This window comes from Methanoculleus sp. SDB (assembly GCA_001412355.1).
GTDB lineage: Archaea > Halobacteriota > Methanomicrobia > Methanomicrobiales > Methanomicrobiaceae > LKUD01.
On sequence record LKUD01000092.1, the window covers coordinates 23,734 to 35,870 of the forward strand.

The 12,137-nt window shown below is 58.5% G+C and carries 19 protein-coding genes; 3 read left to right on the top strand and 16 right to left on the bottom strand.

Annotated features, from left to right (window positions below; all coding sequences use genetic code 11):
• Positions 1 to 127 precede the first annotated feature (127 nt).
• The gene (locus APR53_05785; protein ID KQC03257.1) at positions 128 to 565 is read left to right on the top strand and encodes a hydrogenase maturation protease; all 438 of its coding nucleotides are present in this window, start codon (positions 128 to 130) and stop codon (positions 563 to 565) included.
• 59 nt (positions 566 to 624) lie between these two features.
• Here the strand turns inward: APR53_05785 and APR53_05790 are convergent, their stop codons facing one another.
• The 14 genes from APR53_05790 to APR53_05855 are packed head-to-tail and all read right to left on the bottom strand — an operon-like array spanning position 625 to position 8,795.
• Positions 625 to 1,029 carry an NADH-quinone oxidoreductase gene (locus APR53_05790; GenBank protein KQC03258.1) on the bottom strand — a complete coding sequence of 135 codons (405 nt, stop codon included), beginning with the start codon at positions 1,027 to 1,029 and terminating at the stop codon, positions 625 to 627.
• Entirely contained in the window at positions 1,026 to 2,048 is a 1,023-nt protein-coding gene (locus APR53_05795) for an NADH dehydrogenase (protein KQC03259.1), read from the bottom strand. The genes APR53_05790 and APR53_05795 overlap by 4 nt, the downstream gene beginning before the upstream one ends.
• Positions 2,045 to 3,271: an NADH dehydrogenase gene (locus tag APR53_05800; protein KQC03260.1), complete on the bottom strand. Its 1,227-nt coding sequence runs from the start codon at positions 3,269 to 3,271 to the stop codon at positions 2,045 to 2,047. Before APR53_05800 ends, APR53_05795 begins: the two co-directional genes overlap by 4 nt.
• Positions 3,264 to 3,974, bottom strand: coding sequence for an NADH dehydrogenase (locus APR53_05805; GenBank protein ID KQC03261.1), 711 nt, complete (start codon positions 3,972 to 3,974; stop codon positions 3,264 to 3,266). The genes APR53_05800 and APR53_05805 overlap by 8 nt, the downstream gene beginning before the upstream one ends.
• Positions 3,971 to 4,405 (bottom strand): hydrogenase, encoded by a 435-nt coding sequence (locus tag APR53_05810; GenBank protein KQC03262.1) that lies wholly within the window; start codon positions 4,403 to 4,405, stop codon positions 3,971 to 3,973. The genes APR53_05805 and APR53_05810 overlap by 4 nt, the downstream gene beginning before the upstream one ends.
• A complete protein-coding gene (locus APR53_05815; GenBank protein KQC03263.1) occupies positions 4,402 to 4,749 on the bottom strand; it encodes a hydrogenase in 348 nt (115 codons plus the stop codon). The genes APR53_05810 and APR53_05815 overlap by 4 nt, the downstream gene beginning before the upstream one ends.
• Before the next feature lies 1 nt (position 4,750).
• Positions 4,751 to 6,310, bottom strand: a complete 1,560-nt coding sequence (locus APR53_05820) for an NADH:ubiquinone oxidoreductase (GenBank protein ID KQC03276.1) — start codon at positions 6,308 to 6,310, stop codon at positions 4,751 to 4,753.
• Positions 6,311 to 6,324: 14 nt separating this feature from the next.
• Entirely contained in the window at positions 6,325 to 6,669 is a 345-nt protein-coding gene (locus APR53_05825; protein ID KQC03277.1) for a cation:proton antiporter, read from the bottom strand.
• A gap of 2 nt (positions 6,670 to 6,671) precedes the next feature.
• A complete protein-coding gene (locus tag APR53_05830; GenBank protein KQC03264.1) occupies positions 6,672 to 7,139 on the bottom strand; it encodes a sodium:proton antiporter in 468 nt (155 codons plus the stop codon).
• Positions 7,126 to 7,410: a hydrogenase gene (locus APR53_05835; protein ID KQC03265.1), complete on the bottom strand. Its 285-nt coding sequence runs from the start codon at positions 7,408 to 7,410 to the stop codon at positions 7,126 to 7,128. The genes APR53_05830 and APR53_05835 overlap by 14 nt, the downstream gene beginning before the upstream one ends.
• Entirely contained in the window at positions 7,407 to 7,658 is a 252-nt protein-coding gene (locus APR53_05840) for a hypothetical protein (GenBank protein ID KQC03266.1), read from the bottom strand. The genes APR53_05835 and APR53_05840 overlap by 4 nt, the downstream gene beginning before the upstream one ends.
• A complete protein-coding gene (locus tag APR53_05845; protein ID KQC03267.1) occupies positions 7,655 to 8,011 on the bottom strand; it encodes a cation:proton antiporter in 357 nt (118 codons plus the stop codon). The genes APR53_05840 and APR53_05845 overlap by 4 nt, the downstream gene beginning before the upstream one ends.
• A complete protein-coding gene (locus tag APR53_05850) occupies positions 8,008 to 8,271 on the bottom strand; it encodes a cation:proton antiporter (GenBank protein ID KQC03268.1) in 264 nt (87 codons plus the stop codon). Before APR53_05850 ends, APR53_05845 begins: the two co-directional genes overlap by 4 nt.
• Complete coding sequence (locus APR53_05855; GenBank protein ID KQC03269.1) at positions 8,268 to 8,795, bottom strand: cation:proton antiporter; 528 nt, start codon at positions 8,793 to 8,795, stop codon at positions 8,268 to 8,270. Before APR53_05855 ends, APR53_05850 begins: the two co-directional genes overlap by 4 nt.
• A gap of 320 nt (positions 8,796 to 9,115) precedes the next feature.
• Between APR53_05855 and APR53_05860 the strand changes: the two genes are divergently transcribed.
• Positions 9,116 to 10,522 carry a phosphoadenosine phosphosulfate reductase gene (locus tag APR53_05860; protein KQC03270.1) on the top strand — a complete coding sequence of 469 codons (1,407 nt, stop codon included), beginning with the start codon at positions 9,116 to 9,118 and terminating at the stop codon, positions 10,520 to 10,522.
• Positions 10,500 to 11,102, top strand: coding sequence for an imidazole glycerol phosphate synthase subunit HisH (hisH, locus tag APR53_05865; protein KQC03271.1), 603 nt, complete (start codon positions 10,500 to 10,502; stop codon positions 11,100 to 11,102). Before APR53_05860 ends, hisH begins: the two co-directional genes overlap by 23 nt.
• A 12-nt stretch (positions 11,103 to 11,114) precedes the next feature.
• Here hisH and APR53_05870 read toward each other — a convergent pair whose 3' ends face one another.
• Positions 11,115 to 11,744: a hypothetical protein gene (locus APR53_05870; protein ID KQC03272.1), complete on the bottom strand. Its 630-nt coding sequence runs from the start codon at positions 11,742 to 11,744 to the stop codon at positions 11,115 to 11,117.
• On the bottom strand, positions 11,737 to 12,137 hold a 401-nt coding region (locus APR53_05875; GenBank protein KQC03273.1), incomplete at its 5' end, for a hypothetical protein. The genes APR53_05870 and APR53_05875, both read right to left, overlap by 8 nt.

Below are 12,137 nucleotides of genomic sequence, written 5' to 3' on the forward strand. Positions count from 1 at the left end.
GCGTTTCCGCACAGAGGTATAAAATCGCCTTTATATTTATAGTTTACTTTTATCGATAAACCATATGGATAGTCTTAATTGATAGCCCCCGTCAGCCTTTTAAACAAAACATTCCACACATACAACCATGAACATCCTGATGGGCATTGGCAATACCCTCAGGAAAGATGACGGGGTCGGCATCTACGTCGCCCACCACCTTCACATTCCTGACTGGACCGCAATCGACTGCGGAACCGCTCCTGAAAACTTTACATCGATCATTCACCGGGCACGGCCCGATTTGCTCGTGATCGTGGATGCCGCCGACATGAAGCTTGAACCCGGTGCGATCCGTATCATCCCGAAGGATAAAATCGCAGACGCAGGGATTGGAACACACCAGCTGCCCCTCAACCACCTGATCACCTACCTCCGGTGCGCCGCGGGTTCTATCCTCCTCATCGGAATTCAGCCGTACGAGATAGCCGACGGTGAAGGCATTACCCCGGGAGTAGCCGACGCCGCCGATCGTCTCATCGGGATCATTGAAGAAGAGCGCATCGGGGAAATCCCGGTATGGTAGCTGCGACTACCGCATCGCCATCCCTAACTGGAAAAAAAGCGGGAGACCGGGTCCCGTCTCTATTCTATAATCAGTGACTCGGCGTACCGGTCTTCGTTCGCGGTGAGGAAGACATCGCTCATGTGAAGGGCGTCGACCGGGCAGGCATCATTGCACTGCGAACAGCAGATGCACTGGGTGACATAAATCCTGATGCGCTTCGTCTCGGGGATGAACTCGATGGCGTGCGCGGGACAGACCTTCGTGCAGATCTTACAGCCGATGCAGGTGTCCCGGTCATAGATAATCTGACCCCGAAAAGCGGGAGGAGTGGCAATCGGCGGGTGAATTGTTGCTTTGCCTTCCGCGACCATGGCGAGGAATCCCGTGATTGACGGAGGAAGATACTTCGCGGGGAATGCGTTTGTTGCAGGTTTTTTCAGGACCTGCTTTAAGATTTCGGGAATTGACGGAAGGAAACTCATGCGACCACCCCTGCCCCGAGCGCGGCGTCAAGCACGACAAACAGCAGGCCGATGAGGCCCAGCCCGGCAAGATAACCCCAGTAGACCGATACGACGTGTGTGATGCGGAACCGCGCCATGCCCACCCGGATAACACTCACCGAGAAGAAAATCACGGCGAAGAGCTTCACGAGATAGAAGGCGAAATCCGCACCATACGCCACCACCGGGCTGAGTGCCACAAACGACGAGACATTCCACGGCAGGAACAGCGCCACGGCGAGCGAGGCCATGGCGACCGTCTTGACACCCGATGCGAGCGAGAAGAGCGCAAGATTCCTGCCCGAATATTCGACAAGCAGTCCGCCCGCAAGCTCCGTCTCCGCCTCCGGCGTATCACAGGGGATACGTGAGAGTTCGGCAGGTGTCACCCAGGCGAGCACGACCAGCAGGATAAGACAGCCGATGATGCCGAGCGGGCCCGCAACACTCCAGACGGGATGTGCGGCGATCGTGGCTATCGAGAAGGGATCGGCAATGCCCGCGGCGGATAAACGCCACGCAATCGCAATGATGGCGATTGCGAGCGGGAACTCGTACGAGATCATCGTGACCATCTCACGCTGCGATCCGACCGTCGCATACGGCGATCCGGATGCAAAACCGCCCCCGACCATTGCAAGGGCAGGGATCGTCAGAAGATACATTACGAGGATCAGATCACCATAGCTGCCGAAGACCGGCAGGAAACTGCCGATGGGCAGGTAGAGAAGGATCACGATCGAGGAGGCGAGTGCCAGCAGGGGAGCGCCGTTGAAGAGCCACGGTATGGCATTTTCCGGCACACTGCTATCCTTGCAGAGGAGTTTCTGGAGGTCGCGGAACGGCTGCCGGATCGGAGGGCCGATGCGCGCCTGCATATGGGCAGTCACCTTCCGGTCGATGCCGAGGAAAATCAGTCCCGTAACAAGCCCGAAGACCGTTATGGCCACCGTTCCACCGACAACCGCCAGCATGTCGACGCCAAACAACGTGGTCATTGCATCAGCCTCCGCGTCTTCTCGACCGACAGCCGATGCAGGGCCTCTTTGGTCATGACGTCGCTGTGCCCGTCCCGCACGACTGCAACGCGATCCGTGCACGACATGCAGGGATCGATGGACGCGACGATAATCGGGATATCCGCAAGCTGCTCACCCCTGAGCATCTTCAGCCACGACATCTGGTTGCTGTACGTGGATGCCTTTACCTTCCATGTCTGCGGGTTTTCGTGCCCGTCCATCCGCACATAGTGCAGGCATTCGCCGCGGGGTGCCTCCACCCTGCCCACCGCTTCGCCGACGGCCTTTTTGCACGTCGCGAGCAGCTTCGGGATCTTGGTCTCGAACTGAACGGGGCCGGGGGGCATCATGTCGAGGCACTGCCGGATAATCTCCACCGACTGCTTCACCTCGAGCAGGCGGACGACGATCCTGTCATAGACATCGCCGTACGCTTCACCCAGGTACTGTTCCGGCATGACGGCACGGACATCCAGGTCCCCGTACGCCGCATAGGGGGAATCCTGGCGGACGTCTATGTTCAGGCCCGAGGCACGGGCCGTCGGGCCGATAGTGCAGAGTTCGAGAGCCTCCTGACGGTTCATGAGGCCCGTATTACGGCAGCGCATCGTGATCGTTGTGTCATGAAGGAAGAGCTCCAGCATCTTTCCGAGAAGATCCTCGTAATATCTGAGCGACGCTTCGATTCGCGGGAACTGGTCCTCCGTGATGTCCCTGCGGACACCGCCGACCTGGATAATCCCGTAGTTCACCCTGTTGCCGGTGAGAAGCTCGATCACGTCCATCGACTCTTCACGCACCCGCCACGCAAGGAAGAAGAGCGTATCGAACCCGAGTTCATGGGCCGCGACGCCTGCCCAGAGCAGGTGTGACTGGATGCGCTCGTATTCGGCGATGATCGTGCGCACGTAATGCGCCCGCTCCGGCACCTCGATCTCCGCAACCTGCTCGACCGCACGGGAAAACGCAAGCGTATGGGAGACACCGCATATGCCGCAGATACGATCCGTGAGGTGTACGATCTGCACGGGATTGCGCCTCATTCCCATCCACTCGATGCCGCGGTGCGCTTTGCCGGGGGCGAAATCGACTTCCTCGACCTTCTCCCCGTTCATCGTGAACGTAAAGAGGATCGGTTCCTTCAGCGCCGGATGTATCGGGCCAATCGGCACAGAATACCCTTTTTTCGTCCCGTTACTCATCCTGCCTCACCTCCTCTTTTTCATCTGCCGCCGGTTCGGGTGATTGGGGCTCAGGCGGAGCCTCACCTTGCACCGGTGGTGCGGATTCTTTCGCTGCCGCCGGTTCGGCATCATCCTCTTTCTTCTTCTTCTCCTTGGGCTTGACCGGCGGTGCGGGGCGGCCCTCCGGGCGCCCTACCTGCCAGAGTTCCTTGACCATGTCATCCCGGATGCCCGTTTCATCCTTTCTCCAGGGATATACGCCTTTCGGGAAATCCGGGGGCAGGAAGAGGCCCCTGCTGTCCGGAATGCCGATAACTTCGATGCCGAGCATCTCCTGCTTTTCCCGTTCGGTGTAGACCGCGCCGGGAATGAGATCCGATATCGTCGGAACCCGGAGATCCGATTTCGGGAGGGAGATCGTGAGCGTCACCGTGATCTCCGCATGCGGGATTCCGAAAAAGATCAGCATATGGTACAGGAGCTCGATATCGTCGCCCGTGTCAGCGCCCGAGACGACGCCGAGGTGGGGATAATCGATCTCGATGAGCTTTTTGACGGCATCATGAAGCAGATCGCGCCGCACCCGTATCCATACGGCATGGTTTTTCGATTTCCGTGTGCCTTCAGCCCATTCCTTTACTTGTATATCTTCGATTCCGTCTCCGAAGGCCCCGGTAAAAATGTCCGCGACCTGCCCGGCGGTAATCGCTGTCCGGGTCATCCCTGTTCACCCTCCAGTCGTTCCAGTTTTGCTATCGCCTTTACAACACCGTCGATAATCGCCTCGGGCCGCGGGGCGCACCCGGGAACATAGACATCCACCGGGATGACGTCCCCGACCGGACCGTCAAGGTTATAGGAATCATAGAAAACCCCGCCCGACTGCCCGCAGGTGCCGATGCACATCACTACTTTCGGCTCCGCCATCTGGTCGTAGACCCGGCGGAGACGATCTCTCATATCATGCGTCACGGGGCCGGTAACAAGCAGGACATCCGCATGTTTCGGAGAACCGACCAGCCTCACCCCGAATCTTTCGGGATCGTAGCGCGGCGTGATGGCCGCGACAATCTCGATGTCGCAGCCGTTGCATGAGCCTGAATTGAAGTGAAATACCCATAACGACCGGTTGAATGCACGTGAAAGTCTCATACGATCACCCCTACGAGGACGAGAACGAATGCCATGACTCCGAGGAACCAGAGCAGATAGTCGGTCAGGATCCCGGTGTGCAGCGGAACGACCCGGGAATAATACCCCTGCAGCGCCTCGGTGAAACCCCAGTAGAGGTTTCCGCCGGGAACGTGCACCGCCTCTTTTGCCGGCTCGGGATTGCCCGAGAGGTACGGCCTGATGAGATCGCCCGTCTTCTTCGGATCCTTCTCACCGAGCATCCAGATCAGGTAGGCAAGGATAAACGCGATGACAAACGCGATGATCCAGATCACCGGATTCCAGAACCCGGTTCCCGTCTGCAACGTCATAATTGCCGCCATCTCAGGCACCTCCGAGAACCGAAGCGATATATCCGCCCTGATCGATCAGGGCCGCCGCGGCAGGCGTGATCAGCAGGTCCACCACCTGTTGCGGGAAGATGCCGAAGAGAATCACGAACAGTGCGAGAATGCCCATGCCGATCAGCATCGGTGCCGGCACTTCCCGCACATCGGCGTATTCGGGAAGTTTCGGCCCCATAAAGATCGAATGGAACACCTTCACGAACGAGGCAAGCGTCAGGATGGAGACGACCATCGCAATGATTGAAAGAAGCGGATTAAACAGGAACACCGACTCGTATATCATCAGTTTGGAGGCAAACCCGTTAAAGGGTGGTATCCCTGCAATGGCAAGGGCACCGATCATGAAAAAGACCATGGTCCATTTCATCGAATGGCCGAGACCGCCCAGCTTGTTGAGGTTCCTCGTTCCCGTCCGGTAGAAGATCGCTCCGGCGGTGAGGAAAAGGAGCCCCTTGTACATCGCGTGGTTGATGATGTGGAATATACCGCCTTCCATGGCGATGCGGCCGTAGGCGGTGAGCAGGTCCTGGTTGCCCAGCACCGCCACGCCTACGCCCACGCCGAGGAGCATGTATCCGGTCTGCGAGACGGCGTGATAGGCCATCAGCCGTTTGACATCCTTCTGCGGGATAGCCATCGTCACCCCGACAAACATGGAGAGCACGCCGAGGATGATGAGCACCCACCCGACCGTCAGGCAGTCGAGTGCCTGCCCATAGAGACTGAACACCACCCGGAATACGCCGTAGAGGCTGGCCTGGCTCGCTACGACCAGAAACGCCGTCACGGCGGAGGGGGCCATCGAGTAGGCGTCGGGCGTCCAGAAATGCATCGGGACTGCTCCCGCCTTCATGGCGAGCGCGACAATCAGCATCACGAGAGCAACCTTGTCAAGCAGGGTGAACTGCATCCTGCTCGCAATCATCGCGATGTTCAGTGCATCGTACTGCCCGTAGAGGAGCGCGATGGCAAAGAGGACGAGGAGGCCGCCGAGGGTGCTGAGAACCGCATACTTCAGGCCTGCTTCGACCGCAACCCCCTTATCCACGCGGTACGCGACGAGCGCCGCACCCGCAAGCGAGTTGATCTCGAGGAAGACAAAGAAGTTGAAGAGATCTCCCGTGCAGACCATCCCGAGAATGCCGACCGTCAGGAGGAGGAGGAGGGCGTAATAGCCATCCTGTCCGGAGTTCCGCGACTGGCTCTTCAGCGAATAGAGGAGAACGGCACTTCCGACAATCGATGCGAACAGCGCCATGAACGCGCTCATCGCATCGACGGTGAAGACGATCCGGATCGGAATGCCGCCCGAATCGAGCGGAACCGAGAGATTCGGTGCCGCCGCTCCGAAGGCATACACAATCGTCCCGTTCGAGAGCACGTCTGTTGCAAGCACTATAGCAACCAGCAGCGTGCAGAGCATGGCGAGAACCGCCCATGCATTCCTGATACCGGCGCCGAGCCGCCCGATGAGCGGCGTTGCGAAAGCACCGAGCATCGGTACCGCAAGCAGCAGCGCCGGGGCATGCTGGAGCAGGAGGGAAGGAACGATCATCCCCGCAGCCTCCTGACAACGTCAGCTTCTGCCGAACCGTACCTGCGGTAGATGACCATGACAAACGACAGGAGCAGTGCGGTCGTCGCAATGCCGATGACGATGTTGGTGAGCGTCATCGCCTGCACCGTCGGCATGACCATGAGATCCTGCGGAGCGTTCGTAAAGATCGGCGCAATCCCGCCCGCCCGATAGCCGAGCGATACCAGCAGCAGGTTGACGCCTGCCTCCACGAGAGAGAGCCCCATGATCATCTTGATGAGGTTTTTCCGGACGAGCATCGTGGCAATACCGAAGGCCATCAGCAGACCCGCCGCAATGAACGGCAGATTATAGAGCACCATCATACCGCCTCCTCGCCGACACCGGAGAGCATGTACAGGAGGATGACCGAGAGGCCTCCGAGGACTTCGATACCGACGGCAAGGTTCATGATCGGGATGACACCTGCGGTGTTCAGGTCGCCGGGATTCGCTCCGAAGGCAACCGGAGTGCCGAATATGGCGCCGCTGTTTGCCAGCCAGTTCGCAAAGAACGTGCCTCCGAGCCCGAGTGCCGTCACAGCGGTGACGATGAAAATCAGGAGACCGACGGTCTCGCTGCCGGTCAGCGACGACTTTGAGATGCGTGCCGTGATCGAATCGTACGAGAAAGCGGCCATCAGGAGGACAAATCCGGTTGCAATAACCGCACCACCCTGGAAACCGCCACCCGGCGTCAGGTGACCGTGCAAAACGATATAGAAGCCGAACACGAGAATGAACGGAAGCAGTACGCATGCAGCGGCCCGGACGATCTTACTCATAGTCATATTCTTCATCCTCCTTCCGCTTTCTGAATGCGAGTCCCACACCGGACACGGCGGTAAAGAGAACCGTCGCTTCGCCCAAGGTGTCGAATCCCCTGAAATCAAAGACCACGTCGGTGACAATGTTGTTTCCGCCCGTCAGGACCTGCCCGAAACTGATCATGTAATCGTCCATGTCGGTATACAGCGGCGATCCGAAATCGAGGCCTGCTGCAGCGGACAGAATACCCAGAGAGAGCACGAGGACAACGACTGCCGTGACAATCGGTTTCATTCCTGCACCCCCTCCCAGCGTGTCGTACCCCTGATGGCGACGATGAAGATCGCGGTCGTCAGTCCCGCCCCGATCCCCGCTTCGGCGATGGCGACATCGGGTGCCTGCAGGATGTAAAATTCGAGGGACAGCAGGAAGCTGAAAATCCCGAACGAGATCGCGGCCGAAAGGAGATCCCGGCACCTGACGATGAACAGTGCCGATACGAGAAGCCCGATGAGCACGAGCCCCTGGATGACGTCGATCATGCATCACCCTCCGAATAACGGTCGATCACCGCAGGAGACGGGACCTGTCCGCTCCGGTGCGCCGCCCGTGCAATGGCATGGGCACCGGTCGCGTTCGTAAATGCGAGTGCGATCAGGGCAACGAATGTGTGCACCGAAAGCGTCAGATACTGCGCATCGCCGTCGGAGAGGAGGCGGGATATCCCATAGACTATCACCGCAACGGACAGGAATATGGTCCCGAATGTCGTCGTCTTCGTTTCAGCGTGAAGCCTCGTATAGACATCCGGGAACCGGAGAATGCCGATAATCCCGAGTGTGTTGAAGACCAGCCCGATGGCGATGCACACCAGAATAATCGTGTCAGCGATCATTGGCCCAGTTCACCCCCGATATATTTCGCGATATACAGCGTGCCGACAAAGGAGAGCAGCGCATAGACGATTGCCACGTCTACGAAGATGATCTGCCCGTAGAGGACGGCAAGGAGGATCATTGCCGCAACGGTCAGCGTGTTGATCGCATCCAGCGCCACGACACGGTCCGGCACCGTCGGCCCTGCGATAAGACGGATCATCGTCAGCACGATGAGTGCCACGAGCACGGCGACGGCAGCTACCCAGACGTCCGTCATTCCGCAATTCTCCTGATCCAGTCTGTCAGCGGGAAGAGGGTGAAGAGATCCCCGGATTCAAAGATCTCCTTCTTCTCCTTCCCCATACCGATATGAATCATGTGCACGTAGAGGTCGTTTGTCTCCTCGTCGATTCCGACTGTCAGAGTGCCGGGCGTCAGCGTAATCGAGTTTGCGAGGAGCAGCACGCCGAAGTCGGTGGCAAGGTCAGGTGAGAGCCTGATGATGCCGGGCCGGATTTTTCCGGTAATGACACGGTATGCAACATCGAGATTTGCCCGTGCCATTTCGAGAAAGAACGGCACGAGTATATACACCGCACAATAGAGCCACCTGAGCGGATTCGCCATGCGGTAATTACGGCCCCCACAAAAAAAATTCCGTGAGATCGCGGCAGTCAGAAGACTGACCACGGCTCCTGCGCCGAATTCAAACGGCGACCACAGCCCGATCGTGCCCGATCCGGCCGTAAGAATCAGATATATTGCAAATGCAGCCAGTGCAGTCGCAATGAACGGTATCATAGCATCACCTGGAACACGCTTTTTCCTCCTCCGTCAATCCTCCACTAAAAAATTTTCATGCATCACCGGAAACGCACTCCTGCGGGTCTGCATTCACGCTTCAGGTTTATCATGATTAATTATGCATTTCTGATGTGCTTTAATTCTTTTGAATCGGACATGACCGGGGAATTCCCCGTTGCATGAGACCGGACGACGGGGGGCAATCAACACCGCGTCCGAAAAACGGGATGCAGAAAAGACCCTCAATTTTTCGTGTATTTTCCGTTTCATGCGCCAATACCAACCTTATTTACCCTTCACCGTCCACCTCCTATGGAATGCGGCGATCGTATCTCGGTAAAATCCACCTGCACTGGTGTGATGCCTGTCACACTCCCGTTCTCGGCCCTGTTTGCGCATGCGGCGCCGGTACCCGTGCCGTACATATCACCCCGCCGGGGGATGCACGCCCGGCCTTTCAGGCGGACGTCGATCTCATCAATTCCATATACGAGGAGCATTTCGGGAGCAGGCTGATTCCCGAAGGGCATCTGGTTGTGCTCAATAAAATACCCGACCGCGACCGCATGGAGGAAGTGATTCTCGGCGGTGCGGTCGTATCGGCGATCCGGTACCTGCCGGACGAGCGGTGCTGGGAACCGATCCCCCGCATTGCCGCCTGCAAGTATCTCGAACCGAAGCGGCGGTTTGTCGTCGTCGATGACGGTGCCGTCGCATCCATACGAGACGGAGCAAGCGTGCTTGCGCCCGGGCTCGTGGCCATCGATCCCGCAGTACAGGCGGGTGACGAAGTTTTCATCCGCACGCAAAACGGCGACTGCATCGGTGTCGGCCGTGCAAAGGCCGATGCCGAAACGGCACGTGCCATGGAGCGCGGCACGGTGGTGCGGACACGGAAGAACGTTGGGGATCCGTGTATTCCGGGCCCTGCATCGTGGAGCGATGCATGCCGTGCCAACAGCGATATCCTTGACCGGAATGAGGCCGAAGCTGTCGCATTCGTGCGGAATGTCGCAGAACAGAACAGGGTGCAGCCCACGGTATCGTACTCGGGGGGCAAGGACAGCCTTGCCATGCTGCTCGTCGTGAGGAAGGCAATCGGAGACGTCCCGCTTCTCTTTGCGGACACCGGCCTTGAGTTTGCCGAGACCTATGAGAATATCGATACCGTCGCAGATCGCTACGGGCTCGAAGTAGTCAGGGTAGGGCCGGACGGCGGTTTCTGGAAATCGTTTGAAACCGAAGGACCGCCGGCTGTCGATGCCCGGTGGTGCTGCAAGGTCTGCAAACTGCTTCCGGTCAGGCGCCTGATCGAGGAGCGGTGGGGGGAATGCCTGTCCTTTATCGGTCAGCGAAAATACGAATCGTTCGCGCGGATGAAAAGCCCCCGGATATGGCGAAACGGCGTCGTGAAGGTCCAGATCTCCGCAGCCCCCATCCAGCACTGGACGGCGCTGCATGTCTGGCTGTACATCTTTCGTGAAAACGCTCCGTACAATGCGCTCTATGAACAGCGCATCGACAGAATCGGCTGTTTTATGTGCCCGTCAAGCGACCTTTCGGTGCTGGCGACGATTCGGGAGCGGTATCCCGCGCTCTGGAAGGAGTGGGAGGACAGACTCGAGGTGTGGCGGACACAGAGCGACCTGCCCCCCGAATGGATAAGCGGCGGGAACTGGCGTCGCAGGGGTGAAGGAACGGATGAAAACAGTAGTTATACTTGATTACGGTCTTGGCAACCTCAGGAGCGTCATGCGGGGCCTCGAACGGGCGGGAGCCCGCACCATCATCTCGGCAGATACCGGCGACCTTGCCGGTGCGGACGGCGTGATTCTCCCCGGCGTGGGGGCATTTTCGCAGGGAATGGAACAGCTTGCCCTCCTGAAGGAGCCGCTCCTCGATTTTGTCAGGGATTCGCCCGTCCTCGGCATCTGCCTCGGCATGCAGATGCTGATGGAGTGGAGCGAGGAGCACGGGCTCCACCGGGGGCTGGGCCTGGTACCCGGGACCGTGCGGCAGTTTCCCCGGACGCCCGGGATGAAAATCCCCCATATGGGATGGAATACAATTCACACCGAACAGGATCATCCCCTTTTCGAGGGCGTCCTTCAGGACAGCTACGTATATTTTGTCCACTCTTTCTACGCTGATACCAAGCCCCGTTTCACTCTCACGAAAACGGACTACATCACGCCGTTCGCATCGTCCATTGCCCGTGAAAACGCGTGCGGAGTGCAGTTCCACCCCGAGAAAAGCGGGGCGACCGGCCTTAAAATACTTGAAAATTTTATCGCGATGCTCTGATCCCGTACCCGATCATCTTTTCCCGGGAGGAGTTTTTCCCGGGCGCCGGGTATCGCGGTACCAGAGGATGAGCTCATAGATGATGAGCAGGACAAGGATGGCGCAGCCGCCCGTGAAGAAGGCAAACACGTAGTCGTGCCCGTCCGGCACGACGCCGCTTCCCGCACTCCGGACCGCCTCCTTATCCATGGCAACGGCGGGTTCGGGAGCGGACTGCGTATACAGCGCCCCGTCCTCCATGGCGGGCACCGCGGAAAACAGCGGAGCCATGATCGCGATCATGAGCGTTGCGAATACGAAGATGCTGAATAAGCCCGCATACTTCAGGAGAATCGCGCGGACATCGCTGGTGCGCGGCGAGACGATGACAAGCTGATCGCGAAGCCCGTATATCTTTACTTCGCGGCCCTTCCTGCTCCACCGTGTCTTCACGATATCAATCATGCCCGCTTCCATCAGGTTCCCAATGTGATAGGTCACCGTTGTCATGGGAATCGCGAGCGCCTCGGCAATTTCAGACGATGTGCGGTCACCGTTTTTAAGGACCGAGAGCACGTCGGCAGCCGTCTGGCTTGCCATCGCACGGGCTATCTTCTGTGCCCGTTCGTCGCCCGGTTCAAGCACGATCACATCGTCATTCATTAAGATCCGCATATATGGCCGAACGGGCGGCCTCGAGGGCATCTTCCAGGTGTTCCCGATCGGTGCCCCCTCCCTGTGCAAGGACGGGTTTCCCTCCGCCCCTGCCGCCGATCATCTCGCAAATCGCCTGCACGACGGGGCGTGCATCAACCCGTTCCGTTCCCGACGACACGACGACATGAATCCGCTCTTCGCCTCCGGCAAGCACGGCAATGCCACCGCCGTCAGCAATTTTCGTAGCAAGCGTGACAAGCTCCTTGGGCGTGGCGTCGAGTACATGGACGGCAACCGGCACACCCGCCACCACTTCGGCGGTAAGCCGGTCCATCTCGAGGGAGACGCACTTCTTCTGCAGCCGTTCGATCTCTTTTTTCTGCTCCTTCCATTCGGTAA